The organism is uncultured Litoreibacter sp., assembly GCF_947501785.1.
Lineage (GTDB): Bacteria > Pseudomonadota > Alphaproteobacteria > Rhodobacterales > Rhodobacteraceae > Litoreibacter.
On the sequence record NZ_CANMXB010000001.1, the window covers coordinates 299,619 to 322,912 of the forward strand.

The 23,294-nt window shown below is 62.4% G+C and carries 23 protein-coding genes and 1 riboswitch; of the genes, 11 read left to right on the plus strand and 12 right to left on the minus strand.

The genetic code is table 11. The annotated features are described in order from the left end of the window. The first annotated feature begins 104 nt into the window (after nt 1–104). The gene (locus Q0899_RS01560) at nt 105–1,481 is read left to right on the plus strand and encodes a Do family serine endopeptidase (protein WP_299195172.1); all 1,377 of its coding nucleotides are present in this window, start codon (nt 105–107) and stop codon (nt 1,479–1,481) included. 67 nt (nt 1,482–1,548) lie between these two features. On the opposite strand, the gene Q0899_RS01565 is transcribed toward Q0899_RS01560, so the two are convergent. After that, nucleotides 1,549–2,091: a peptidoglycan-binding domain-containing protein gene (locus tag Q0899_RS01565; protein ID WP_299190915.1), complete on the minus strand. Its 543-nt coding sequence runs from the start codon at nt 2,089–2,091 to the stop codon at nt 1,549–1,551. Between the two features lie 200 nt (nt 2,092–2,291). Between Q0899_RS01565 and Q0899_RS01570 the strand changes: the two genes are divergently transcribed. The 3 genes from Q0899_RS01570 to Q0899_RS01580 are packed head-to-tail and all read left to right on the plus strand — an operon-like array spanning nt 2,292 to nt 3,768. Continuing rightward, the gene (locus Q0899_RS01570; RefSeq protein WP_299190916.1) at nt 2,292–2,615 is read left to right on the plus strand and encodes a 2Fe-2S iron-sulfur cluster-binding protein; all 324 of its coding nucleotides are present in this window, start codon (nt 2,292–2,294) and stop codon (nt 2,613–2,615) included. Next, complete coding sequence (locus Q0899_RS01575) at nt 2,612–3,373, plus strand: FG-GAP-like repeat-containing protein (RefSeq protein WP_366941473.1); 762 nt, start codon at nt 2,612–2,614, stop codon at nt 3,371–3,373. The genes Q0899_RS01570 and Q0899_RS01575 overlap by 4 nt, the downstream gene beginning before the upstream one ends. Then, on the plus strand, nt 3,370–3,768 hold the full coding sequence (locus Q0899_RS01580; protein ID WP_299190917.1) for a hypothetical protein: 399 nt from the start codon (nt 3,370–3,372) through the stop codon (nt 3,766–3,768). The genes Q0899_RS01575 and Q0899_RS01580 overlap by 4 nt, the downstream gene beginning before the upstream one ends. On the opposite strand, the gene purD is transcribed toward Q0899_RS01580, so the two are convergent. After that, nucleotides 3,760–5,025: a phosphoribosylamine--glycine ligase gene (gene purD / locus Q0899_RS01585; RefSeq protein WP_299190918.1), complete on the minus strand. Its 1,266-nt coding sequence runs from the start codon at nt 5,023–5,025 to the stop codon at nt 3,760–3,762. The two genes, Q0899_RS01580 and purD, sit on opposite strands and share 9 nt — an antisense overlap. A gap of 65 nt (nt 5,026–5,090) precedes the next feature. Between purD and xseA the strand changes: the two genes are divergently transcribed. Continuing rightward, the gene (gene xseA / locus Q0899_RS01590; RefSeq protein WP_299190919.1) at nt 5,091–6,635 is read left to right on the plus strand and encodes an exodeoxyribonuclease VII large subunit; all 1,545 of its coding nucleotides are present in this window, start codon (nt 5,091–5,093) and stop codon (nt 6,633–6,635) included. Between the two features lie 24 nt (nt 6,636–6,659). Here the strand turns inward: xseA and Q0899_RS01595 are convergent, their stop codons facing one another. After that, entirely contained in the window at nt 6,660–7,124 is a 465-nt protein-coding gene (locus tag Q0899_RS01595; protein ID WP_299190920.1) for a hypothetical protein, read from the minus strand. Between the two features lie 56 nt (nt 7,125–7,180). After that, nucleotides 7,181–8,224, minus strand: a complete 1,044-nt coding sequence (locus Q0899_RS01600; protein WP_299190921.1) for an alkane 1-monooxygenase — start codon at nt 8,222–8,224, stop codon at nt 7,181–7,183. Nucleotides 8,225–8,414: 190 nt separating this feature from the next. On the opposite strand from Q0899_RS01600, the gene Q0899_RS01605 reads away from it, so the two are divergent. Further along, on the plus strand, nt 8,415–10,112 hold the full coding sequence (locus Q0899_RS01605) for an NAD(P)H-dependent oxidoreductase subunit E (RefSeq protein WP_299190922.1): 1,698 nt from the start codon (nt 8,415–8,417) through the stop codon (nt 10,110–10,112). On the opposite strand, the gene Q0899_RS01610 is transcribed toward Q0899_RS01605, so the two are convergent. After that, nucleotides 10,109–11,008, minus strand: coding sequence for a lytic transglycosylase domain-containing protein (locus Q0899_RS01610; RefSeq protein ID WP_299190923.1), 900 nt, complete (start codon nt 11,006–11,008; stop codon nt 10,109–10,111). The genes Q0899_RS01605 and Q0899_RS01610 overlap by 4 nt on opposite strands. 560 nt (nt 11,009–11,568) lie before the next feature. Between Q0899_RS01610 and ftsY the strand changes: the two genes are divergently transcribed. The 3 genes from ftsY (at nt 11,569) to Q0899_RS01625 (ending at nt 14,599) form a co-directional block, all read left to right on the plus strand. Then, nucleotides 11,569–12,963 (plus strand): signal recognition particle-docking protein FtsY, encoded by a 1,395-nt coding sequence (gene ftsY / locus Q0899_RS01615; protein WP_299195176.1) that lies wholly within the window; start codon nt 11,569–11,571, stop codon nt 12,961–12,963. A 112-nt stretch (nt 12,964–13,075) separates the two neighbouring features. After that, nucleotides 13,076–13,981 carry an EamA family transporter gene (locus Q0899_RS01620; RefSeq protein ID WP_299190924.1) on the plus strand — a complete coding sequence of 302 codons (906 nt, stop codon included), beginning with the start codon at nt 13,076–13,078 and terminating at the stop codon, nt 13,979–13,981. Between the two features lie 9 nt (nt 13,982–13,990). Beyond that, on the plus strand, nt 13,991–14,599 hold the full coding sequence (locus Q0899_RS01625; RefSeq protein ID WP_298292356.1) for an inner membrane-spanning protein YciB: 609 nt from the start codon (nt 13,991–13,993) through the stop codon (nt 14,597–14,599). An 85-nt stretch (nt 14,600–14,684) separates the two neighbouring features. Here the strand turns inward: Q0899_RS01625 and folE2 are convergent, their stop codons facing one another. From folE2 to Q0899_RS01660, 7 genes are all read right to left on the minus strand, one after another. Then, nucleotides 14,685–15,800, minus strand: coding sequence for a GTP cyclohydrolase FolE2 (gene folE2, locus Q0899_RS01630; protein WP_299190925.1), 1,116 nt, complete (start codon nt 15,798–15,800; stop codon nt 14,685–14,687). A 93-nt stretch (nt 15,801–15,893) separates the two neighbouring features. Further along, nucleotides 15,894–17,072, minus strand: coding sequence for an O-succinylhomoserine sulfhydrylase (metZ, locus tag Q0899_RS01635; RefSeq protein WP_299190926.1), 1,179 nt, complete (start codon nt 17,070–17,072; stop codon nt 15,894–15,896). A 76-nt stretch (nt 17,073–17,148) separates the two neighbouring features. Beyond that, nucleotides 17,149–17,226, minus strand: a riboswitch (SAM riboswitch). A gap of 63 nt (nt 17,227–17,289) precedes the next feature. Beyond that, on the minus strand, nt 17,290–17,877 hold the full coding sequence (locus tag Q0899_RS01640; protein WP_299190927.1) for a dihydrofolate reductase family protein: 588 nt from the start codon (nt 17,875–17,877) through the stop codon (nt 17,290–17,292). An 88-nt stretch (nt 17,878–17,965) separates the two neighbouring features. Next, a complete protein-coding gene (locus Q0899_RS01645; protein ID WP_298292349.1) occupies nt 17,966–18,286 on the minus strand; it encodes a YciI family protein in 321 nt (106 codons plus the stop codon). Between the two features lie 28 nt (nt 18,287–18,314). Continuing rightward, nucleotides 18,315–18,755, minus strand: a complete 441-nt coding sequence (locus Q0899_RS01650) for an SRPBCC domain-containing protein (RefSeq protein WP_298292348.1) — start codon at nt 18,753–18,755, stop codon at nt 18,315–18,317. Further along, on the minus strand, nt 18,752–19,066 hold the full coding sequence (locus Q0899_RS01655; RefSeq protein ID WP_366941471.1) for a metalloregulator ArsR/SmtB family transcription factor: 315 nt from the start codon (nt 19,064–19,066) through the stop codon (nt 18,752–18,754). The genes Q0899_RS01650 and Q0899_RS01655 overlap by 4 nt, the downstream gene beginning before the upstream one ends. 68 nt (nt 19,067–19,134) lie before the next feature. Continuing rightward, a complete protein-coding gene (locus Q0899_RS01660; protein ID WP_299190928.1) occupies nt 19,135–19,656 on the minus strand; it encodes a hypothetical protein in 522 nt (173 codons plus the stop codon). A 148-nt stretch (nt 19,657–19,804) separates the two neighbouring features. Here Q0899_RS01660 and Q0899_RS01665 point away from each other — a divergent pair, with 148 nt between their 5' ends. Continuing rightward, nucleotides 19,805–21,253: a TrkH family potassium uptake protein gene (locus tag Q0899_RS01665; protein ID WP_299195179.1), complete on the plus strand. Its 1,449-nt coding sequence runs from the start codon at nt 19,805–19,807 to the stop codon at nt 21,251–21,253. Between the two features lie 299 nt (nt 21,254–21,552). Then, nucleotides 21,553–23,199 carry a thiamine pyrophosphate-binding protein gene (locus tag Q0899_RS01670; protein WP_299190929.1) on the plus strand — a complete coding sequence of 549 codons (1,647 nt, stop codon included), beginning with the start codon at nt 21,553–21,555 and terminating at the stop codon, nt 23,197–23,199. The last annotated feature ends 95 nt before the right edge of the window (nt 23,200–23,294 follow it).

Below are 23,294 nucleotides of genomic sequence, written 5' to 3' on the forward strand. Positions count from 1 at the left end.
AACCGGAGGAGCTGGAATTGAACGCTCACGTCATACCCCAAACTTTGAGACAGGTGCAGCCCGTGCGCGCATTGCAGGTGCTGGCCCTGGGACTGGCCCTTGCCATGGCGCAGACCATTGCCGCCAATGCCAAGCTGCCCGAAAGCTTTGCTGATCTTGCCGAACAGGTCAGCCCGTCCGTTGTGAATATCACCACATCGACCAACGTGGCCGGTGTGGATCAGGGCCCGGCGCCGGTGGTGCCTGAAGGGTCCCCGTTGGAAGATTTCTTCAAGGATTTCCTCGACCGCCAGAACCGTGGGCAACGCCCGCGCCAATCCTCCGCGCTGGGGTCCGGCTTTGTGATCTCGGCCGATGGCTACATCGTCACCAACAACCACGTGATCGACAAGGCCGACGAGATTGAGGTCGAATTCTTCTCTGGCGACAAGCTGAAGGCCAAGCTGATTGGCACCGACCCGAAGACGGATATCGCGCTTTTGAAGGTTGAAAGCGACGAGCCGCTGCCGTTCGTGCCGTTTGGTGACAGCGACGTGATGCGTGTCGGCGACTGGGTGCTTGCCGTTGGCAACCCGCTGGGGCAGGGGTTCTCTGTCTCCGCCGGGATTGTGTCGGCCCGCGAACGCGAATTGTCCGGGGCCTATGATGACTTCATCCAGACCGATGCGGCGATCAACAAAGGCAACTCCGGTGGCCCGCTGTTTAACGTCGAGGGCGAGGTTGTCGGTGTGAACACCGCGATCCTGTCGCCCACAGGCGGCTCTATCGGTATCGGATTTTCCATGGCGTCCAACGTGGTGACCAAGGTTGTCGACCAGCTGCAGGAATTCGGCGAAACCCGCCGCGGCTGGCTGGGCGTGCGCATCCAGGATGTGTCCGAGGATGTGGCCGAAGCGATGGATCTGGCCTCTGCCAAGGGGGCGTTGGTTACGGATGTGCCAGATGGCCCCGGCAAGGACGCAGGTATCAAGGCCGGCGACGTGATCATGATCTTTGACGGCAACGACGTCAGCAACACCCGCGAGCTGGTGCGCATTGTCGGCAGCACTGCCGTTGGCAAGGCCGTCGACGTGGATGTCATCCGCGAGGGTGAGACCGTCACATTGGCCGTCACCCTTGGCCGCCGCGAAGAGGCAGAGGCGACCGCCGTGCCCGTCGCGATCGAGAAGGCCGACCCGGAGGAAAAGACCATTCTGGGAATGACCGTCGCGGTGCTAAATGACGAGCTTCGCGATCAACTGGGGCTGGACAAGGATATGTCCGGCCTTGTGGTCAAGGAAGTTGCCGACGAAAGCGACGCGTTTGAGAAAGGCCTGCGCGCCGGTGATCTGATCGTTGAGGCCGGCCAGCAGAAGGTCGAAGGGCTCGGTGATCTTGAGGACCGCATTGCAGAGGCCAAGGATGCCGGTCGGAAATCGTTCCTGATGCTGATCCGCCGCCAGGGTGACCCGCGCTTCCTGGCGCTGTCCCTCGAAGACTGATATCGGCCAATTCCATAAATGGGGGCGCCTGCGGGCGCCCCTTTTTTTGTGTCGCCGGGGCCGTGGCTTAGCCCTCGACAACCTCCGGATCCAATTCGATCTCGATCAGGCCAAGCTGCTGGGCGGCGGACAGGCTCAGCACGTCGCTGTCGAGGCCTTGCACGCGCTGGTAGGCGCGGACCGCCCGGCGGGTTGAGCCATCCAGAACGCCGGTCACATCACCGCGGTAATGCCCCCGCGCGGCAAGCGCGCGCTGCAGCGTTTCGATCAGCGCCGGCGTGGCCTGCGCGTCGCAGACCCGTTCAAACCAGCGGCCGGTGCCGTCATTGATGGTCTTGGGCGCGCGCACCTTGCGGTAGATGGCGGGTGAAATTTCCTTGCCAGCGTGGTCATAGATGGCCTCTTGCACCAAAATGGTCTGGCTCACGATTTCGGTGACCTTCGGGCCGGGTTCATGGCCCCAGCATACCCCCGGCTCGGAAGAGGGCGGGGTCATGTCGGTGGGCTGGATCACGGTTGGCTTGATGAAACGGGTCACATCCGGCCCGCCAGTGGTCTGACAGCCAACCAAGAGCGCCAAAGCGCCGGTAAGGGTGATGGTCCGGATCATACTGCTCTCAACTTGCCGGTCTAAGCGCCGGTTTCGCCGCATTTTCTAGCATCTGCGGGCGCGTCTACAAAGCCTCATAACACGGCCTCACGCAAAGGTGCGACTTTCGCGCCGCAGGCCGGACCGCATCAGGGGTTGGCAAACCCGCAAGAACTGCCCTAAATCGCAGCCAACAGTTTTGCATCGAGGAACCATACGTAATGGCAAAAATCACCTATATCGAACATGGCGGCAAAGAGCATATCGTGGACGTCGCCAACGGTCTGACCGTGATGGAAGGCGCGCGCGACAACAACATCCCCGGCATCGAGGCCGATTGCGGCGGCGCCTGCGCCTGCTCCACCTGCCACGTCTATGTGGACGCGGCCTGGGTCGAAAAGCTGCCCGCCAAAGAGGCGATGGAAGAGGACATGCTGGACTTCGCCTACGAGCCAGACGCGACCAAATCCCGGCTGACCTGCCAGCTGAAAGTGTCTGACGCGCTGGACGGTCTTGTGGTGCAGATGCCCGAGAAGCAGATTTGATCGCATCTCTTCCGGACAAGGCGCGGCGTCTGGCGCGGTGCTTGTTGGTCCCATCCGCCCGCCGCGCGGTGCTGGCCGCAGCACTGGTTGCCAGCGGCGCAGGCGCCAAAGCCGACATTCTGGGAGCAGAATATGCCGACCCAACCACGCGTTACGCGCATGGCGTGCTGGGCGATGCGATTGAATACGGCTCGTTGTTGATCCACACGGATCGGATGGACGGGCTGACGTTCAAGATGGCGCTGCCCCAGGACCGGGTGTTTGAAGACCTTGCGCCCCGTTTGGTGGACGTGGACGGCGACGGCGATGTCGAAGTGGTGGTGGTCGAAAGCCAGGCCAACACCGGCGCGGCGCTCGCCATATATGACGACACTGGCAAGATCGCCTCCACCCCGCATATCGGCACCCGCAACCGGTGGCTCGCGCCCATCGGCGCTGCCGATTTTGACGGGGATGGCCATATTGAGCTGGGCTATATCGACCGCCCGCATCTGGCCAAGACGTTGCGGCTGTGGCGGTTCCAAGACGGCGCACTCAGCGAGGTGGCAGCGCTGGGCGGGCTCACCAATCACCGCATCGGGGAAGACTTCATCTCCGGCGGGGTGCGCGACTGCGCAGGGCGGCCCGAGATGGTGGTGGCGACCGCCAATTGGCAGCGACTTGCGGCCATCCGGTTTGACGGATCAGAGCTGTCAGCCGACGACATCGGGCCATTCGCTGGCCCCGCAAGCTTCAAAGCGGCCTTGGCCTGCCAGTGACGCGCGGGGCGGCACTGCTTGCGGGCGCACTGGTCACCACAAGCGCCGCTGCGCAAGACAAGATCACCCCGCAGGAATTTCTGGACCGGGCCAACGGCAACACCCTGACCTTCTTCCATCAAAGATCTGGCTCCGTCGCGTGGGTTGAGCAATTCCTCAGTCCCAAACAGTCGGTCTGGGCCCAATCAGACGGGCGATGCTCCTACGGGGATATCTCCATCAAGGGGGAGCTGATGTGCTTTCTCTACGAGGATTTTCCGAACCCCGACAATTGCTGGATGCCCTTTGATATGGACGGTCAGCTGATGGTCATGTCGACCCAATCCTTCCAGGTTCAGACGATCACCGATATCAGCCAGGACCCGGTGATCTGCGAAGGCGCGCCGCTATCCTAGCGCCCGCCAGCCGATGTCGGTGCGGTTGAAGCCCTCCGGCCAGTCAATCTTGTCCACCATCGCGTACGCGCTTTCGCGCGCCTCGGCCAATGTGTCGCCGCGCGCGGTGACGTTCAAGACCCGCCCGCCGCTGGCCACGACGTGGTCGTCCTTGAATGCGGTGCCCGCATGAAACACCATGTTCATGCTGTCCTCCGGCAAGGCATCCAGACCACCAATCCGCGCGCCTTTGTCATAGCTGCCCGGGTAGCCATCCGCCGCCATCACCACGGTCAGCGCGTGGTCATCGGCCCAATGCACCTGCGCCTCCCCCAACCGCGCCTCGCCGCAGGCCAGCATCAGGTCCAACGCCTGCGCGCCAAGCCGCATCATCAGCACCTGGCATTCCGGATCGCCGAACCGCACATTATATTCCACCAGCCGGGGCTGGCCGTCCTTGATCATGAAGCCCGCGTAAAGCACGCCCTGATAGGGCGTACCGCGCCGCGCCATCTCATCAACGGTGGGCTGCACAATCTCGTCCAACGCCTTTTGCACAACGCCATCCGTCATCACCGGGGCGGGGGAATAGGCCCCCATGCCGCCTGTGTTGGGGCCCGCGTCGCCGTCAAAGGCGCGCTTGTGGTCCTGTGCGGTGCCAATGGGCAGGATGTTGGTGCCGTCCGAGAGAATGAAGAACGACGCTTCTTCGCCGTCCATGAACTCTTCAATCACCACTTCCGCGCCCGCCTCGCCAAAGGCGCCGCCCAGCATGTCATCCACGGCGGCGACGGCCTCTTGCAGTGTCATCGCCACAACCACGCCCTTGCCGGCGGCCAACCCGTCCGCCTTGATCACAATCGGCGCGCCTTGCGCCTCGACATAGGCGCGGGCCTCGGTGGCGTTGGTGAACCTGGCGTAGCCCGCCGTGGGCGCGCCGGAGGCGTCGCAAATCTCTTTGGTAAAGGCCTTGGAGGCTTCCAACTGAGCCGCCGCCGCCGAAGGGCCAAAACATAAAACGCCGGCTGCGCGCAACGCGTCAGCCACGCCCGCGGCCAATGGCGCCTCAGGGCCAATGATGACAAAATCCACCGATTGGGCGGCGGCAAATTCGACAACCGCCGCGCCGTCCATGATGTCGAGCTGCGCGCATTCCGCCACGCCCGCGATCCCGGCATTGCCCGGGGCCACGATCAGCCGGTCGCATTTGGGGTTCTGCTTCACCGCCCAGGCCAATGAATGTTCGCGCCCGCCGGAGCCCAGAATTAGAATGTTCATCGCCGCTTCCCCTCAGTTTGCGCACGTTCTAAGCTTTGCCAAACGCCACCACAAGAGCGACCCGCATGGACCTTCTCGACGACGACAGCCCCAGCCCCAACGCCCCCGAATTCACCGTCTCGGAAATTTCCGGCGCGGTGAAGAAAACACTGGAAGGGGCCTTTGGCCGCATCCGCGTCCGAGGTGAGATTGGCAGGGTTATGAAGGCGGGCTCCGGCCACATGTATTACGACCTGAAGGACGACCGGAACGTCATCTCCTGCAACACCTGGAAAGGGCAGGTCGCAGGCCTCGGCACCTTGCCCGAAGAGGGGTTGGAGGTGATCGTCACCGGCAAGGTCTCCTCCTTCGGCGGTCAGTCGCGCTACAACATCAATGTCGACACGATCGAGGTCGCGGGCGAAGGCGCGCTGATGGCGTTGCTGGAAAAGCGCAAGAAGGCGATGCAGGCCGAAGGTCTGTTCGCCGAGGAACGCAAAAAGCCGCTGCCCTACCTGCCCGAGATCATCGGCGTAGTGACCTCGCCCCAAGGGGCCGTGATCCGCGACATCCTGCACCGGCTGCGCGACCGCTTCCCGCGCAAGGTGCTGATCTGGCCCGTGGCGGTGCAGGGCAAGGACAGCGCGCCGCAGGTGACAGCGGCGATCAACGGCTTCAATGCCCTGACGCCGGGTGGCGCTTTGCCGCGCCCGGACCTGCTGATCGTCGCACGCGGCGGCGGCTCGATCGAGGATTTGTGGGGCTTCAACGAAGAGATCGTCGCCCGCGCGGCGGCGGCATCTGACATTCCGCTTATCTCGGCCGTCGGGCATGAGACCGACACGACGCTGATCGACTTCGTGTCAGATCGCCGTGCACCCACGCCGACGGCGGCGGCCGAGATGGCCGTGCCGGTGCGGCTTGATCTGATGGCGGCACTGGACGGCTATGACAGCCGCCTGACCCGGGCGCTGAGCACCCAGATTGGGCGGCGCGGCGACCGTTTGCGCGACCTGTCCCGCGCGTTGCCGCGTGCCGACGAATTGACCGCCCGCGCAGAGCAGCGCCTTGATGCGGTCGCGGCCCGTCTACCTGCGGCCCTGAAAGGGGCGTCGCAGGTCAAACGTGTGGAGTTCGAACGCCGCGCCGCGCCGCTGCGCCCGTCAATCCTGACGCAAAAAACCGACCGCATGAAAGCGCAGCTCGACCGCGCCTCGGACCGGTTGGGAAGCGCTTTGCAACGCCGCGCCGCGCAGGCGCGCGCAAAACTCGATCAGCTGCGGCTGCAACCGGCCGGGCTGTCGCGTGAAATATCCGGCCAGCGTGATCGCCTGACCCGCGCCACAAGGGCGGCCTCTAATGCCGCTACACGCCAGATGGGGGCGTGGCACGACGAATTGGCCCGCCTCGACCGCTTGCGCGAAACGCTCGGCTATCAGGCCACGCTTGATCGCGGCTACGCTGTCGTTTGGGATGGAGAGGCGATTGTGACCAGCAAGAAGGCCGCGAAATCGGCGGATGCGCTCGAGGTGCAGTTCAAAGACGGTAGGTTCGCAATGGGGGCGACGCCCGCAAAGCCCAAGAAACCTAAGCCGCAGCCGCCAGAACAGACATCGCTATTTGAAGACTAACCGGCTTCGTTTTGGCAAAAATACTCAATCAGCGGGGCTGTAACTGACCCCAACGCCGGGTCCGGGGCAGCTGAGGTCGCGCTTGTCCTGGCCCACAACAAACAGATCGTCGGCGGGATCAGCTCCGATCACGCGGGCGCGTTTCTGGCCACCGGATTCCAGAAAATTCCAGCATTGCGCCTCTGACTGGGTCTCGTAGACAAAGCAGATGGTGGCGCCGTCGTTGTACCACGCCCCGCGCTCGCACCGCCCGTCAAGGAAGGTCCAGATCACACGACGGTCGCTTTTGTATTGCTCGGCGCCGTATGGCTGCCCGCCCCGGTTGAAATAGAGCGTGGTGCCTTTGACGAAGCTCTCAAAGGTCTCGGCGCTCATGATGTTTTCGGATTGCGGCGTGGACTTGTTGCCGCCGTCCTGCGCCATGACGGGTGCGGCGGTCAGGGCAAGGGTTGCAATCAGGGCGAGGCGGGACAAGGCGTGGGTCAACATGGGGCCAGCTTTGCAAACTGGGGCGGCTTTGAAAACCCCGTGCGGGTCGCTCGCGCCTAAGCGTCGCGCCAGGCCTCCAGATGCGGCTCCATCACTTTGCGCCATGTCGGCGGATGCAGGGCAATCCCGGCCATGACCGGCAGGGAATGGGGAAGGGTTGGCACTTCCCCGCGCGGCGGTGCGGCGCGCTGGGTGTAGGGGCCTGCGGGGTTGGCGTGATGGTCGGAATGGCGGGTCGCATTCAGCATCCAAAGCGCCGACAGCCAATGTGGCGCGTTCCATGAATGTGTTGCGTTTACAGCAACATACTGCCCGTTGGCGTCCAATGCGCGGGTCAGCCCGTGGTGTTGTACATAGTCGCGGATGGTCATCTGCAGCTGGGCGAATGCACAGAGCAGGATGAACACGACCAGCCCGCCCGGGCCCGCAACAAGCAGGGCGGCCAGCAGCATGGCGACCGCGCCACCTGCGTATTGAAGCAGCGGGTTGGACAGGTGCCAGATCGGCAAATCGCTGCTGGCGCGGCGGTGCTTTTCCACCTTCACGGCGGTGCGCAATCCGCCAAGCAGGGCGCGGGGCAGGTATTGCCACAGGCTCTCCCCCTCGTGGGAGGTCATCGGGTCATGTTTGGTGCCGACATAGACGTGATGCACGTAAGGCTCCACCGTGGCGCGGTGCCCTGAGAGGAGAGAGATGTAAAGCGCGGTGCCCAGCATCCGCATCTGCGGCTCTTGGCGGTGCACAAGGCTTGCGGCATTTGACGCGCTAACCTGCCCGAAAAACAGCCCCGCGCCCAAGAACAGCGCGATGCCGGACAGGCTGAACAGCCCCGGGCCGCCGCCTGCGAGCGACCAGATGGTGATCAGCAGCAACACAAGATGGGTCCCGGCCAGCATTTGAGACAGCAAATCGGCCTCGTCCTGCTCTGCCGCCTCGCCGTCATAGGACAGCGCGGGCTGAAACTCGTCGATACCCGCCATGACAAGCGTCACATAGGCCAAAGCCAACCACGGCGCCCAGCCGCCAAACAACGCGCCTGCCAACAGCAGGGGCAGGGGCAATAGTGTCACCACGGCGAAAGCCAGAAAGGAACGGGGCATCAGCGACTAAACCACTCAGATCATTACGTTACGTGCCTTTTGCCCTACGATTGTGCCAAAATGATGGAACCTGCGCGGCACGGGCGGGGCTCAAGCTGCGCGAAGGCCGCCTATTAGGTCGTTTTTGCCGTGGTCAGAAAAGCCCGCGCGCGGCTATTTTGTGCCAAACCTGACGGGAGAGGTGCGGCCAATGGCTTTGGATCACAAATCGGACGACAAAAAGGGCGTCTGGAAATCGGGCAAAGGCAAGGGCCGGTCCCACCCCAAGGGTCGCCAGCTGGACGATGCCGCGTGGGACGAGGTCAAGGCGCTGTTGGGCGATCTGCCCCGCCGCCGCGACCTGCTGATCGAGCATTTGCACCTGATCCAGGACAAATATGGCTGCCTGTCCGCCGCGCATCTGCGCGCTCTGGCCGAAGAAATGCGCCTGTCTCAGGCCGAGGTTTACGAAGTCGCCAGCTTCTATGCCCATTTTGACGTGGTCAAAGAAGGCGAGGCCAAGCCGCCCGCTCTGACCATCCGCGTCTGCGACTCGCTGTCATGCGAATTGGCCGGGGCGCAGCAGCTGAAAGCCGCTTTGGAAGACGGGCTGGATGCGTCCGAAGTCCGCGTCTTGCGCGCGCCCTGCATGGGCCGTTGCGACACCGCGCCCACGCTGGAACTGGGCCACGCCCATATCGACCACGCCACGGTTGAGAAGGTTCAGGAGGCGATTTCCTCTGACCACACCCACCCAACTATCCCAGATTATCAAGACCTTACGACCTATAGCTCAAGCGGTGGCTATGCCGCACTGAAAGACTTGCGGGCCAATGGCAATTGGGAAGACGTGCAGGCCAAGATCAAGGAAAGCGGGCTGCGCGGGCTTGGTGGCGCGGGCTTCCCATCTGGGACCAAATGGGGCTTCGTGCGCGGCAATGCCGGGCCCCGCTATCTGGCCGTCAACGGTGACGAGGGCGAGCCCGGCACCTTCAAAGACCGATACTATCTGGAACGCACCCCGCACCTGTTCCTCGAAGGCATGTTGATCGCCGCCTGGGCGGTGGAGGCCGAAACCTGCTTCATCTACATGCGCGACGAATACCCCGCCGTGCTGCATATTTTGGCGCGCGAAATCAAAGCCTTGGAAGAGGCGGGTCTCGTCAAAGAAGGCTATATCGACCTGCGCCGCGGGGCCGGGGCATACATCTGCGGCGAAGAATCCGCGATGATCGAAAGCATTGAGGGCAAGCGCGGCATCCCGCGTCACCGCCCGCCCTACGTGGCGCAAGTCGGCATCTTTGACCGCCCCACGCTGGTGCATAACGTCGAAACCCTGCATTGGATCGCCCGCATCTGTCGCGAAGGGCCGGAGGTGCTGAACAGCACCGAGAAAAACGGCCGCAAGGGCCTGCGCAGCTACTCCGTGTCGGGCCGCGTCAAAAACCCCGGTGTTCACTTGCTGCCCGCTGGTTCAACCATCACTGATATCATCGAGGCCTGCGGCGGTATGGCCGAGGGTCACAGCTTCAAAGCCTACCAGCCCGGCGGACCCTCATCTGGCATTTTGCCAAGCAGTATCAATGATGTACCGCTCGACTTTGACACGCTCCAACCGCTTGGAACCTTCATCGGCTCGGCTGCGGTGGTCGTCCTGTCGGATAAGGACAGCGCCAAGGCGGCTGCGCTCAACATGCTGAGGTTTTTCGAGGATGAAAGTTGCGGGCAATGCACGCCCTGCCGGGTCGGCTGCGAAAAGGCGGTCAAGCTGATGCAGGCCGACAGCTGGGATCAGCCGCTTCTGGAGGAGGTCTGCACCGCCATGGCCGACGCCTCGATCTGTGGCTTGGGGCAGGCGGCGCCCAACCCGATCCGGCTGGTGATGCAGCACTTCAAGGAGGAAATCTAAGGGTTCTTGTACACCCGGCACACGCAATTTTGTCGCCGCATCTGACGGCACAGCGCAACCGCCTTGTCGCGGGTGGATCGCCCAATCCGCGCCATCAGGAACCCTTTGCGCCCCGACACGCGGTTTTTGACCGGCACAAACTCCAACTTTTCGCTTGAAACAAGCGCGCGGCAGCTCCCCGTCAACCGCGTCACGGAGGCTTCAGACGCCGCTTTGGTCTGCCCGAACCCCACCTGCACCCCCCAAGGCGCGAAGCGGGGGGCGGGGGCTTTGAACTTGGTCAGCCGCCGGTTGCGCGCCAGATCGAAACAGGCCTCCATAAAGCTGAGGTCCTTGTTCAGTCGAAAATCATGCGCTTTGGGCGGCATATCCCGCCAGGTTTCGGCGGGCAGTCCGGTAATAATCTGCACGTAGTCCACCGTCTCCTGCGCCAGGCCGCCGGTGCCCGCCAGAAAGCCCGCCGCGCGGGCCTCCCCGCCATTATAGGCCACAGCCGCCATGCCAAAATTGCCAAATTCTTGGGTGAGGAACGCCAGATACTGCGCTGATCTTTCTAGGCTTTCCGCCGGGTTGTAGCTGTCTTGCAGCCCGCGCAGCTTGGCGGTGCTGTCAATGAATTGCGCAATCCCGCGCGCATTGGCCGGGCTCAGCGCGTTGGGGTCAAACCGGCTCTCCTGCCAGATCAGCCGCGCAAAGAAGCCCGGGTCCAGAAAATGCCGCCGGGCGGAGGTTTCCAGCATCTGGCAGGTGTCAAACACGAAATGCGCCGCGCGGATGCATTGCACTGGCCCAAAGCTGCCGTCACTGCACAGCCGCCCGGGCGCGTCGGTCCGGTGCGCCTCCGCCAAAGCCGGGCCAGCACAGAGCGCCCAGAACAGAAAAACCAAATATTTCACAACCCCAACGCTTGGGTCGCAGCGGTGAAACTGTCAACCAACACCTTTTCACCGGGTCGCCTGCGTATTAGGTGGAAGGGACGCAAGATTTCCGGGTGGCCATGTCCTTCTTCAAAAAGCTGAAAAACAAGCTCTTCAAATCCTCCAAGAAGCTGGATGAGGGGCTTGATGCCATTGTCGCCGATGGCGGTGTGGAGGAAGAGGTCGAGGTCACTGTCGAAGCTGACACGGCGGCAGAAGACGTCCTCGTCGCCGAAGACGCCCGCCTTGCCCAACAACAGGCCGAACAAGAAGCGCGCGCCGCCGAAGAGGCCCGCGCCGCCGAAGAAGCGCGTGCGGCAGAGGCGGCCCGTTTGGCGGAAGAGGCACAGCGAGCCGAAGAAGCTCGTTTGGCCGAGGAAGCGCGCCTTGCTGAAGAAGCCGAGACGGCAGCCCGCGAGGCACAAGCCGCCGCAGAGGCGGAACAGGCCCGTTTGGCCAAAGAAGCCGCCGCCCTGGAAGCCCGCCGCGTTCAAGAAGCAGAAGAGGCCCGCCTCGCACAGGAAGCCGAAGCCAAACGCCTGGCCGAAGCCACTGAGCGCGAAGCGCAAGCCGCCGCCGAAGCCGCGCGCCTGGCGAAAGAGGCGAAAGACGCGCAAGACGCCGAACAAGCCCGTCTCGCCGAAGCGGCGCGCGCGGCAGAAGAGGCCGCCCGCCAGGCCCGCGAAGCCGAAGAAGCCCGCATCGCCGAGGAACGCGCCGCGCGGGAGGCAGAGGAAGCCAAAGCAGCCGCAGAAGCGGAACGCCTGGCCGAAGAAGCCCGCCAGGCCGCCGAACGCGAAAAGGCGCAGCAGGCCGAGGAGGCCGCCGCAAAGGCCCGCGCCGAAAAGGAAGCCGCCGAAGACGCCGCGCGCGCAGAAGCCGAAGCCGCGCGTCTGGCGGAAGAGGCCAAGTTGGCGGAAGAAAAAGCCGCCGCCGAGGATCAGGCGCTGAAAGACGCCAAGGCAAATGTGGCCGCAGCCCTTGATGCACCCGAAGCCGCCGCGTTGCTGCAAACCCCGGACGCGCCGCAGGAACCCGCCAAAAAACCCGGCCTCATTGGCCGGCTTCTGGGGCGCACGGAGAAGAAAACCGTCATCCGGCGGGAGCTTGATGATGACATGTTGGAAGCGCTCGAAGAGCTGCTGATCTCCGCCGACATGGGGGTCGAGACCGCGTTGCGCGTCACGGCCAACATGGCCGAGGGACGCTTTGGCAAGAAGCTGTCCACCGATGAGATCAAGCAGCTTTTAGCCCAGGAAATCGCCAAGATCATGGAGCCCGTGGCCAAACCGATGCCGCTCTACCCCAAACGCCCGCAGGTGGTGCTGGTGGTGGGCGTCAACGGGTCGGGCAAAACCACGACCATCGGCAAGCTGGCCAGCCAGTTCCAGCAAGCCGGCAAGAAGGTGGTGATCGCCGCCGGTGACACGTTCCGGGCCGCGGCCGTGGAGCAGTTGCAGGTCTGGGGGGACAGGGCAGGGGTTCCTGTGCTGACCGCGCCGGAAGGATCGGACCCGGCCAGCCTCGCCTTTGATGCCATGACCAAGGCCGAAGCCGATGGCGCGGACTTGCTGATGATCGACACGGCGGGCCGGCTGCAAAACCGCGCCGACCTGATGGAAGAACTCGCCAAGATCGTGCGCGTCATCCGCAAGAAAGACGACACCGCGCCGCATAACACGCTGCTGGTGCTGGATGCGACCACGGGGCAGAACGCGCTCAATCAGGTGGAGGTGTTCCAGAACATCTCGGATGTCTCCGGTCTGGTGATGACCAAGCTTGATGGCACCGCCAAGGGCGGGGTTCTGGTTGCCTTGGCCGACAAATTCGGGCTGCCGATCCACGCCATCGGGGTGGGGGAACAGATCGACGACCTTGCCGCCTTTGACCCCGAAGAATTCGCGCAGGCCCTGACCGGTGCCACAACACATTAACCCGACATTAAGGTTAACGCGCGCCCTTCAAAGGCAGCGCGCGCCGCATCCGGCTTCTTTCTGCCAAAAATATGCAAAATCCAACCGCGCCACCCGCGCGAAGTCCTGAATAGTGAGCTCCTGGATCACCTCCCTCGAAGGCTCGGCGGCGGGCCATCAGGCGGCCCTTGTTCTCGCCGTTATGGCGGCGCTTCTTCATGCGGTTTTCGGCGCGCTGCAAAAGGGCACACATGATCCGTGGCTGTCGCGCGGTGCGATTGACTTCAGCTACGGCGTGATCGCCGCCCCCTTCGCGCTGTTCGTCGTGCCCTGGCCCGAACCGCATATGTGGCCGATCTTTGCGGGCGCCTACGTTATCCACGTGGCCTACAAGCTGCTGCAGGCCTGGGCCTATACCAAAGGGGCCTACATGGTGGTCTACCCGGTGGTGCGCGGCACGGGGCCGCTCTTTGCCGTCATTGGCGCCTATCTGATCTTCGGGGAGACCTTCACTCTGGGCCAATGGGCGGGGGTGTTGCTGCTGCTCGGCGGGATTTACGGGCTGGCGGCCTACAATCTGCGCACAATCACGGTCGACCGCGATACGCTGGTCCCGGCCTTGTGGCTGGCGGTCGCCACCGGGCTGACGGTGGCGCTTTACACCACCTATGACGCCTACGGCATCCGGGCGACGGCGGACCCGTTCACCTTTCTGGCGTGGTTCTTTTTCATCGACGGGTTGTTCTTCATGCCGCCGCTGGCGGGCTATCTGTGGTTGAAAGACCCCAACCGCCCGGCGCTGGGGCCTTTGATGGCCCGCGGGCTGATCGGGGCCTTCGTGGCGTTCTTCTCCTTTGGGTCCATCATGCTGGCCACGCGGCTCGACAAGGTGGGGGAGGCGGCGGTGCTGCGTGAGACATCTGTGGTGTTTGCAGCGCTGATCGGATGGCTTATCTTAGGTGAAAAGGTCGGCCCCAGAAGGTTGGCATTGATGGCATTGGTCGCCGCCGGCGCGGTGGTCGTGGAATTTGCAGGTTAGAAGGCAGACATGGCAGAAAAGAAAATATCGCAGGGGCTGAAAACCGCCCTCGACCTTGGCCCCGTGCTGCTGTTCTTCGTGGCCTACACGCGGCTGAAGGACGAAACCTACACCATCGGCGGCACGGAATATGACGGCTTCATCGTGGTCACCGCCGCCTTCGTGCCGCTGCTGCTGGCCTCCATCGCAATTCTGTGGAAGCTGACCGGCAAGATCAGTCGCATGCAGGTGATGACCGCGGTCATGGTGATCTTCTTTGGCGGGCTGACCGTGTGGTTCAACGACGAGAAGTTCTTCAAAATCAAGACCACCATCGTCTACGGCTTTTTCGCCACGATGCTGGGCATCGGGCTGCTGTTGAAGAAGTCGTGGCTGGAATATGTGATGGATGATTTTCTGCCGCTCACCAATGAGGGTTGGATGATCTTTACCAAACGCCTGACGGCGGCCTTCGCGGCTCTGGCCGTGGCCAATGAGTTTGTCTGGCGCACCATGTCCACAGATGCCTGGGTGAAGATCGAAACCTTCGGCTTCCCCGCCGCTCTGTTCGTGTTCTTCATGAGCCAAAGCTGGCTGTTCCAGAAATACGCCGATGAGCCGGAAGAGCACGACGCGTAGCGTCTGCTTCCGGCCCAAATCCTCGAAGAGGATTTGAAGTCAGACTTTCGGGGAAAGTCTGCTGCCGTCCGTGTGAGCAATCGTGCTACCCCACATGGAACAGGGTGGAAAACAGTTTGGGATCAATGCTTTCCGCGGCGAAGGTCTCCCCTTCGGTCAGTACGGACACGGCGTCATGGGAATGCAGCGATTCCTGATGCGACGCGATCACGCGGAAGTCGCCGATGCGGTCGTCAGATTGCAGCTGCTCGCAGAAGGACCGCGCCGCGTCTTCGACAAAGATCGGGTTGGCGGCGTTCAATTCCGCAAAGGCCTGCTCGTCCTCGCGCTTCACCATCACCTGCGTTTCCGTGGGCACCGCCGCGCGGCAATGGTCGATCAGATCCTCAAACCACAGGCAGTCCTTGTCGCACATGATCTCGACCGAGACGCGCGCCACCGACCGCTGCGAATGCGGCGTGGCCAATTGCCCGCGAAACTGCCGCGCATGCTCGCTCAATTCCAAAGAGCAGGGGCAGGTGGACGAATAGACATAGTCCAAATGCATGAACTTTTTCCGAACCCCGGCAACATCCACCACTTCCAAGGCGATGTCGTAATATTGATACCCCTCAAGGCCCGAGCGCAGCGACTGCACCTTCATCGGGAAGGAGAACCGCATCTGAATGCGGGCGTCAAAGCTTTCAAGGTCGGATTTGTAGGCGTCCAGCGTCTTCTCGATCACCCCGAACGAAAACGTCTCATCCGCCTGCTTGTAGAAGCTGCGCATGATGCGGGACATGTTGATGCCCTTCTTCTCGGCCTCCAAAGACACGGTGCCGGTGACCGACGTTTCCAGCCGCAACGGGCCCCCATTTTCAGACGTGTCGCGGGTCTGAAACTGAATGGGCAGGCGGAAATTGGAAATGCCCACATGTTCAATATGCTGCTTGGCCCCGCGGATCAGCGAGGACGGCCCGTTTTGCAAGTCGGGCATGGACGCTTTATAGGCGTCATCCACCTCAAATTCTTCGGGGTAGGCGCGCGCAAGGGCAGGGTAGTTGGGCAGTTCCTGACCAGGGACCAGACGGCCAACAAGCGGGTCTAGATCCGCAACTTCAATGTCAGAAGACTTCTCGGCCCACAGGCGGAGAAGTTTCAAGGCTGCTTCTGCTTCTTCCCGTGTGGGCAAGCGGTCAATTTCCGGCGTGTGGACGTTCATCGAAGTCCCCCCTTTGGTTCGCGCATTTAGAAACATGGGGCCTCGACGCCCGATTTCCAACTCATAAAATATTTATACGACGTTACCCGCCTGTCAGATCATGTCCAAGGCGGCTTTTATGTCGGCCAAAAGGTCATCCGTGTCCTCCAGCCCGATGGACAGCCGCACCAGCCCGTCGGTGATCCCCAGCGAGGCCCGTTGCGCGTCGCTCAACCGCTGGTGCGTGGTGGTGGTCGGATGGGTCACCAGCGATTTGCTGTCGCCCAAGTTGTTGGAAATGGTCACGATTTGCAACGCGTTCAGGAAGCGGAACGCTTCCGCCTTGCCGCCTTTGATGTCCAGCGCGATGACCGTGCCGCCCTGTTCCATCTGCCGTTTGGCGGCGCCAAATTGCGGGTGTGACGGCAGATGCGGATAGGCGACATTTGCCAGCTTTTCATGGCCTTCCAAAGCCGTGGCAATTTTCAGCGCAGTTTGCGCCTGTGCGCCGCAGCGCAGATGCACGGTCTCCAGACCTTTCAGCATCACCCAGGCGTTGAACGGCGACAGCGCGCCGCCGGTGTGCTTTAGATAGGGCTCCGCCACCTTGCGGATGAAGTCCTTGGTGCCGCAGATCACCCCGCCCAGACAGCGGCCTTGCCCGTCAATATGTTTGGTGGCCGAATAGACAACCACATCCGCCCCGTCGCGCACCGCGTGGCCGAACACCGGCGTGGCAAAGACGTTGTCCACAATGACCAACGCGTCTTTGGCATGCGCAATCTCGGCGACGGCTTTGAGGTCTATGACCTCCAATGTCGGGTTGGCGACGGTTTCCAAAAACACCGCCCTCGTGTCGTCGCGCACCGCGTCGCGCCACGCGTCCAGGTCGGTGCCGTCCACAAATGTCACGTCAACGCCGTAACGCGGCAGGATGTCTTCGAGAATGTACAGACAGGACCCAAACAAGGCGCGCGCGCTCACCACGTGGTCGCCTGCCTTCAGCATCGAACATAGCGCGCCGTTCACCGCAGCCATGCCGGACGCCGTGGCAAACGCGTCCTCCGTGCCCTCCAATGCCGCAATGCGGTCCTCGAACATGCGCACGGTCGGGTTGCCGTAACGGGCGTAGATATATTCGTCGTCGCCGGTTTCGATGAAGCGCGCCTCGGCCTGTTCGGCGGTGTCGTAGACAAAGCCTTGCGTCAGGTAGATCGCTTCCGAGACCTCACCATATTGCGAACGCCTTACGCCAGCGTGAACGGCCTTGGTGCGGGGGGACCAGTCAGTCATAGTTCGTATCCTTCAATGGGGTCTCAAGCCCCAAAACAAAAAGCCTCCACCGGGAAAAGGGGGAGGCTTATGCGTCTAGCGCGGCGGTCCGTCCTCTTTAGCGGCATGTTTAACGTGGCCCGCAATCCGGTAACAAATCGCCACAAAAGGGGGAATACGCCTCTCGCCCAGCTTGGTCAAGATGGTCTGAGCACCGTTCGCAGGAAATCCCGAACCGCTACCGTGCGCGCTTGTAGAGGCTCATGAGGACGCCGTTTGGGGTGGGCTCGGCCCTCGTCAGCTCAAATTGGGCGGGCACGGTGCCGCCGCTGAACAATTGGCGGCCGGACCCAAGGATGGTGGGGAAGGTCCACAGCCGCAGCTCATCCACCAGATCGTGTTTCAAAAGCAGCTGGATCAGGGCGCAGCTGCCATGCACCTGCAACAGCTTTCCGTCTTCGGCCTTCAGCTTGGCGATCTCACCTGGAATATCGTCGCCCTGCACCTTGTGGGCGTAGGACCAGCCCAACGGCTCTTCGCGCGATGTCACCACGTATTTCTGCGAGCCGTTGATGGCCTTTGCCGCAGGGTCCGATTGGTCTTCCTTCGGCCAATGGGCGGAGAACATGTCAAACGTGTTGCCGCCAAACAGAAAGTCGTAAGGCTCGGCCATGGCGTGGGTTTGAACCTGTGCCATCACCTCGTCCCAATAGGGCTTTGCCCATCCGCCAAGCGCGAACCCGTCTGACCTGTCCTCCTCCGCAGTGCTAGGGCCTTGCATCACCCCATCAAGGGTGACGAAGGTCAAAATCGCTAATTTTCGCATGTTTAACTGTCCTTGGACGAGGCCTGAATAGATCAAAACAAAAAAAGGGCCGGGGCGGCGGTTGCGCCCCGGCAATGGGTAGCGCGCGCTACATCTCGATGTGGTGCACCTCGGCCACCTCGACCGAGCCGTTGCCGTGTTTGACCATCGGGCAGCCTTTGGCCAATTCGGTGGCGGCGTCGATGCTGTCGGCCGAAATCACCGAGTAGCCCGAAAGCGGGTTCGCGCCGCCATTGTCGGCCACGCCGTCTTTTGACACGGTTTTCGACATGCCCACCGGGTTGCCGGGGTCGACGATGTTGGGGCCAAGTTCGCCGTACCATGCGCCCCATTCGGCCATCATCTTGGCCTGTTCTTCCTCGCCTTCGGGGGTGTGGCCGCCGTGAAAGGCGAAAACAAAATTGGGCATATAAAATCCTCCAAGTTGCGGGCGGCGCTCAGGCCAGCCCTTTTTCCAGTTTGTCGTAAATGGACAGCCAGCCTTTTGTGTGACCCGCGCGGGCGGTGTCGGTGGTCAGTCCGTAATGGCTCAGGATCATGTTGGCCCTGTCGTCGCCTGCCTCAGAAATTTCGATTGTCACGCGGGTCTCGGTGCCGCGCGGCCCGCCCGGGCCGCCGTCATGCCAGGCCCAGGTGAAGGCGATGAAGCGCGGCGGGTCGACTTCCGTGACCTCGCCCGACACCATCTTGCGGGTGCCATCCGGCAGCTCCATCACCGAATGCCACGGGCCTGGGCGCGAGAAATTCAGGTCATGTTCGGGGATGATCATCCCGTCATGACCCCACCAGCGCACCATGTTTTGCGGCTGGCTGATCATTTCAAACACCCGGGTGGCGGAGGCGGGCATCACCCGCTGCAACGTGACGGCGTCGGTCATATCTTGTCCTCCAGTAGCGCTTGTTCAAGCCGGTCCATGCTGGCTTCCCAAAATGCGCGGTGGTTCATGGTCCAATCCGACACTTCGCGGATTGCTTCGGGGCGCACGGAATACAGCCGCTGCTGGCCGTTGATGCGGCGCGTCACCAGCCCGGCCTTGTGCAGCACCGACAGGTGCCGGGAAATGGCGGGGCCGGATATGTCAAACATGTCGCTGATCGCGCCTGCGGGCGTTTCGCCGTCTTTCATCAGCCGTTCGATGATCTCGAACCGGTAGGGGTCGCTCAGCGCGGCAAAGAGGGGCGGTAACATGCTCATGCCACTTTATTTAGCACATTTGTTAAATAACGAAACCCTAAAATAAAGTTTTCTTCAATTTGCTAGAAAGGCAGGACGTATCCGGCCGCCATCAAGGTGCGGAATTCGGTGTAGGATAGGATCGCGTCCACGTAGTCGGGGGTGAATATCTGCGAAAACAGCTTTGGTTGCAGGTGAATGAGGTTGTGCATGCTGGCCACCATCACCGTGACGCCCATGGTCTGCGCGCTGATCCATTCCGCGCCTTTCATGCGGAACGCCTGTTTGAACATGAAGCCGATGGCAAGCGCCATGGCGCCGTCGGCGGCGAAGGCCAGCATGATGTCGGTGTCAGGATCGGCCGTCCCCAGTAGGTGAATGCGGGCGAAGCGGCTGAAGAAAACCGCCAGAATGCCAAGCAGGAAGGCCCCAACAATGCTGAGCGGGTAGAGTGCGTTTCCCAGCAGGCCGCCGGTCAGTTTGACGTCCTTCACCTCGCGGCGTTCGGGGACAATCAGCCCGTCGGCGCTGTGCACCTCACCGTTGCTGATCCGCGCCAGCCGCGCCTGAAAGTCGTTTGACGCTACATAATCCGATTCACTCATACTGCCCTCACTTTGTGTCAATTTGGCAAGCATCGCCCCCCGACGGGGCGTTTTTGCGGCGGAAATGCGATTTTCGGGGGGAAATTAATCTGTCCTGAAGGGGCGGCTGGCGTTGACAGCAAAGCCCGACCGCGCCAACCCTTGCCCCATGTTTGACCTGCGCCCGGTGGGCTATGTGATCGGCCTCTTGGTGGCCTGCCTTGGCGTCTCGATGCTGGTGCCAATGGTGGTGGATATGGCCGCCGCCAACGGGCATTGGCCCGCGTTTGCGCAGGCGGCGATCATCACCACGGTGACGGGGGCATTGCTGGCCATTTCCACGTCAAACGGCATGGGGGCGGGGCTGACCATTCAGCAGACCTTCCTTTTGACCACCGGCGTCTGGCTGGCGCTGCCCCTATTTGGGGCGCTGCCCTTCGTGATGGGCGCGACCGATGCCCGCTTCATCGACGCGTTTTTCGAGGCGATGTCGGGCATGACCACCACCGGGTCAACGGTGTTTACCGGCCTTGCCAACCTGCCCGAGGGGCTGAAGCTGTGGCGCGGGTTGATGCAATGGTTTGGCGGCATCGGGATCATCATCGTGGCCATGGTGTTTTTGCCGGAACTCCGGGTCGGGGGCATGCAAATCTTCCGGTCCGAGGGCTTTGACACATTCGGGAAAATTCTCCCCCGCGCGGGGGAGATCGCGCGCAACATCTCCGTTATCTATCTGGGGCTGACCGTGGCCTGCATGTTGGCCTATCTCGCGGCGGGCATGGTGGTGCTGGATGCGGTCACCCATGCGATGACCACGATTGCCACCGGCGGGTTTGCCAATTCGGACGCGTCATTCGGGGCCTATGGGGCCAATGCCGAATATGTGGGCGCGGTGTTCATGATGCTCGCAGCGCTGCCGTTCGTGCGTTACGTGCAGCTGCTGGCGGGCACCGCCAAGCCGCTGTTTCGCGACAGCCAGATCCAGACCTTCTTCGCAATCGCGCTGGTGTTGGTGGTGATGCTGGCGCTGTGGCAAATCGCAACCGGCTACGCCGAGGGGGAGCGGGCCTGGCGCAAAGCCATGTTCAACGCCGTCTCCATCCTGACGGGCACCGGCTATGCCTCCGCCAATTACGAGGTTTGGGGCTCTTTCGCCGTGGCGTTGTTCTTCCTGATGGGGCTGATCGGCGGCTGTGCGGGGTCGACGTCATGTTCCATCAAAGTGTTCCGGTTCCAGCTGCTCTTTTCCTCGATCAAGGCGCAGATCAGGCGCATCCACACGCCCCACGGCATCTTCAACCCGCGGTATCAGGGCCGCGCGGTGCCTGACGACGTCATCTCATCGGTGATGACCTTTTTCGTGCTCTTTGTGGTGTCGCTGGGGGTGCTGGCGATCTTGCTGGGCATGACCGGCCTTGATTTCATCACCTCCGTGTCCGGCGCCGCCACGTCGCTGGCCAATATCGGCCCCGGGTTGGGCGACATCATTGGCCCCGCCGGCAATTTTTCGACGCTGAACGACACGGCCAAATGGCTGCTATGCGCGGGCATGTTGATCGGGCGGCTGGAATTGCTCGCCGTCTACGTGCTGTTCACCGCCAATTTCTGGCGGCCATGACCGGGCTTTTCGCCCACACAAGCGCGAATGAGCACCGCTCTTTGCGACACCTCCGCGTCCCCGCTATCATGCACCAAAGGCAACCCATCGTTGGGCCATGTGCCAATCGGGGGAGGGTGACACCGACCGGGATCCGCAAAGCCATCTGAGCGGGGTCTCGTGATCCAAAGCAATCACGAAGGCATGGAAAGCGCGCCCTGTTTGCAGGCGGCCCGTCGAAACCGCTTGAATTGCGGCCCCGCTCCGTTCTTGATCGACGCAACACCGCGAACACACCCGACAGCAAAGAGATCGCCCGCATGACCGCCACCCCTTCTCAAACATCCAACCCGGCGGCGCAGCAAACGCGCCCCCTCGGTGCTCAAATCTCCCACATGCTCAAAGATCGCGGGGTGACCCACATTTTTGGCATCCCCGGCGTCCACAATCAGGAAATGTATCGCGGGATCGAGGAGGCCGGGCTGATCCACGTGCTCGCCCGTCACGAGCAGGGCGCGGGGTTCATGGCCGACGGCTATGCGCGCGCCAGCGGGCGGCCGGGGGTCTGCTATGTCATCACCGGCCCGGGCCTGTGCAACATCATGACGCCGATGGGGCAGGGCTATAGCGACAGCGTGTCGATGCTGGTGATCTCGTCATGTCTGGACGAGGTGGCGGCCAAGCAAGGCCAGCTGCATCAGATGAAGGATCAGGAAATCGCTGCCGGTACGGTTTGCGACTGGTCCCACACTGCGCTGAGTGCCCAGGCGGCCTACCAGCTGGTCGACCGCGCCTTCACCGAGTTTCAGACCGCCCGCAAACGGCCCAAACACATTCAGGTGCCGATCCGGCAATTGGAGGGGTTGGCCGAAGCCGCCCCCGCAAGACCGCCCGCGCGGGCGCTACCCGCTCAAGGTGAACCGGCAGTCTGGGAAACGCTGCGAAATCGTCTTGCCGCGTCCCGCCGCCCGATCTTCATCTTCGGCGGTGGTGCCGCGCCCCAGCGCGACCAGATGGCGGCCGACCAAAAGCCCGATTGGCTGGAAGCCTTCCGCGCGCTCGGTGGGGCCTCCTTCGCCACCTATGCCGGGCGCGGGGTCATCCCCGCTGATGACCCGCTGCATTTTGGGTCGTATCTGGCGCGACCGGAAAGCGCCGAGGTGATCGGCAGCGCCGATCTGGTGGTGGCTGTGGGGACATCCCTCAGCGAGGTCGATTTGTGGCGTGATCATTTGGGTCACCGTGCTGAACTCATCAGAATCGATATTGACCCAGAAGTGTTAAGCGACGCTCAACGCGGCGACATCTTTGTCTGCGGTGATGCTGCCGGATTGGCCCAAGGGCTGCCGAACGGGCCGCTCAACACCACGTGGACCGCGGAGGAGGTCGCCAAAGCCAAAGCCCGCTGGCGCGCGCAAACCGACGCCGAACGCCCGGGCATCGTGCCGCTCTGCGACGCGCTGAAGGACGCGGTCCCGGCCGACACGATGTATTATTCCGACATGACCCAATTTGCCTATGTGGCGAAGGAGGTTACGCCCATGGACCGCCCCCACCACTGGCATCACCCTTACGGGTTCGGCACGTTGGGCTACGCGCTGCCGGCCGCCATTGGCGGGGCGATTGCGCGTCCTGGTCTGCCCACGGTCTGCATCATCGGCGATTACGGCTTCCAATACACGATGATGGAGCTGGCCACGGCGGTCGAGCTGACGCTGCCGCTGCCGATCATCTTGTGGGACAATGGCAAGCTGGGCGAGATCGAGGCCTCCATGGTCCGCGCCCAAATCGCGCCAAATGCGGTGATCCAGCAAAACCCCGACTTCCTGAAGCTGGCCGAGGCCTTCGGGGCGTATGCAAAGGCCCCGCAAACAATCAAAGCGTTTCAGGAAGACCTGCAAACTGCGCTCAAGGCCGACCGACCGACGCTGATTAGGGTGACACCTGATATCCATAGTGGCGACTAGCGCTCCCAACGTCAGCTATAGCGGACAAGCCGCCATTTGATCGACGCGCAGGCAGGCCCGGATTCAAGCCGTAGGCGCCGGGCCCATCGCTGACC

What these genes read in the sequence shown, in the direction of transcription:
- Q0899_RS01560 (WP_299195172.1), top strand. Translation starts at nt 105, where the DNA reads ATGGCGCAGACCATTGCCGCCAATGCCAAGCTGCCCGAAAGCTTTGCT.
- Q0899_RS01565 (WP_299190915.1), bottom strand. Translation starts at nt 2,091, where the DNA reads ATGATCCGGACCATCACCCTTACCGGCGCTTTGGCGCTCTTGGTTGGC.
- Q0899_RS01570 (WP_299190916.1), top strand. Translation starts at nt 2,292, where the DNA reads ATGGCAAAAATCACCTATATCGAACATGGCGGCAAAGAGCATATCGTG.
- purD (WP_299190918.1), bottom strand. Translation starts at nt 5,025, where the DNA reads ATGAACATTCTAATTCTGGGCTCCGGCGGGCGCGAACATTCATTGGCC.
- xseA (WP_299190919.1), top strand. Translation starts at nt 5,091, where the DNA reads ATGGACCTTCTCGACGACGACAGCCCCAGCCCCAACGCCCCCGAATTC.
- Q0899_RS01595 (WP_299190920.1), bottom strand. Translation starts at nt 7,124, where the DNA reads ATGTTGACCCACGCCTTGTCCCGCCTCGCCCTGATTGCAACCCTTGCC.
- Q0899_RS01600 (WP_299190921.1), bottom strand. Translation starts at nt 8,224, where the DNA reads ATGCCCCGTTCCTTTCTGGCTTTCGCCGTGGTGACACTATTGCCCCTG.
- Q0899_RS01605 (WP_299190922.1), top strand. Translation starts at nt 8,415, where the DNA reads ATGGCTTTGGATCACAAATCGGACGACAAAAAGGGCGTCTGGAAATCG.
- Q0899_RS01625 (WP_298292356.1), top strand. Translation starts at nt 13,991, where the DNA reads ATGGCAGAAAAGAAAATATCGCAGGGGCTGAAAACCGCCCTCGACCTT.
- folE2 (WP_299190925.1), bottom strand. Translation starts at nt 15,800, where the DNA reads ATGAACGTCCACACGCCGGAAATTGACCGCTTGCCCACACGGGAAGAA.
- metZ (WP_299190926.1), bottom strand. Translation starts at nt 17,072, where the DNA reads ATGACTGACTGGTCCCCCCGCACCAAGGCCGTTCACGCTGGCGTAAGG.
- Q0899_RS01640 (WP_299190927.1), bottom strand. Translation starts at nt 17,877, where the DNA reads ATGCGAAAATTAGCGATTTTGACCTTCGTCACCCTTGATGGGGTGATG.
- Q0899_RS01645 (WP_298292349.1), bottom strand. Translation starts at nt 18,286, where the DNA reads ATGCCCAATTTTGTTTTCGCCTTTCACGGCGGCCACACCCCCGAAGGC.
- Q0899_RS01650 (WP_298292348.1), bottom strand. Translation starts at nt 18,755, where the DNA reads ATGACCGACGCCGTCACGTTGCAGCGGGTGATGCCCGCCTCCGCCACC.
- Q0899_RS01655 (WP_366941471.1), bottom strand. Translation starts at nt 19,066, where the DNA reads ATGTTACCGCCCCTCTTTGCCGCGCTGAGCGACCCCTACCGGTTCGAG.
- Q0899_RS01660 (WP_299190928.1), bottom strand. Translation starts at nt 19,656, where the DNA reads ATGAGTGAATCGGATTATGTAGCGTCAAACGACTTTCAGGCGCGGCTG.
- Q0899_RS01665 (WP_299195179.1), top strand. Translation starts at nt 19,805, where the DNA reads ATGTTTGACCTGCGCCCGGTGGGCTATGTGATCGGCCTCTTGGTGGCC.
- Q0899_RS01670 (WP_299190929.1), top strand. Translation starts at nt 21,553, where the DNA reads ATGACCGCCACCCCTTCTCAAACATCCAACCCGGCGGCGCAGCAAACG.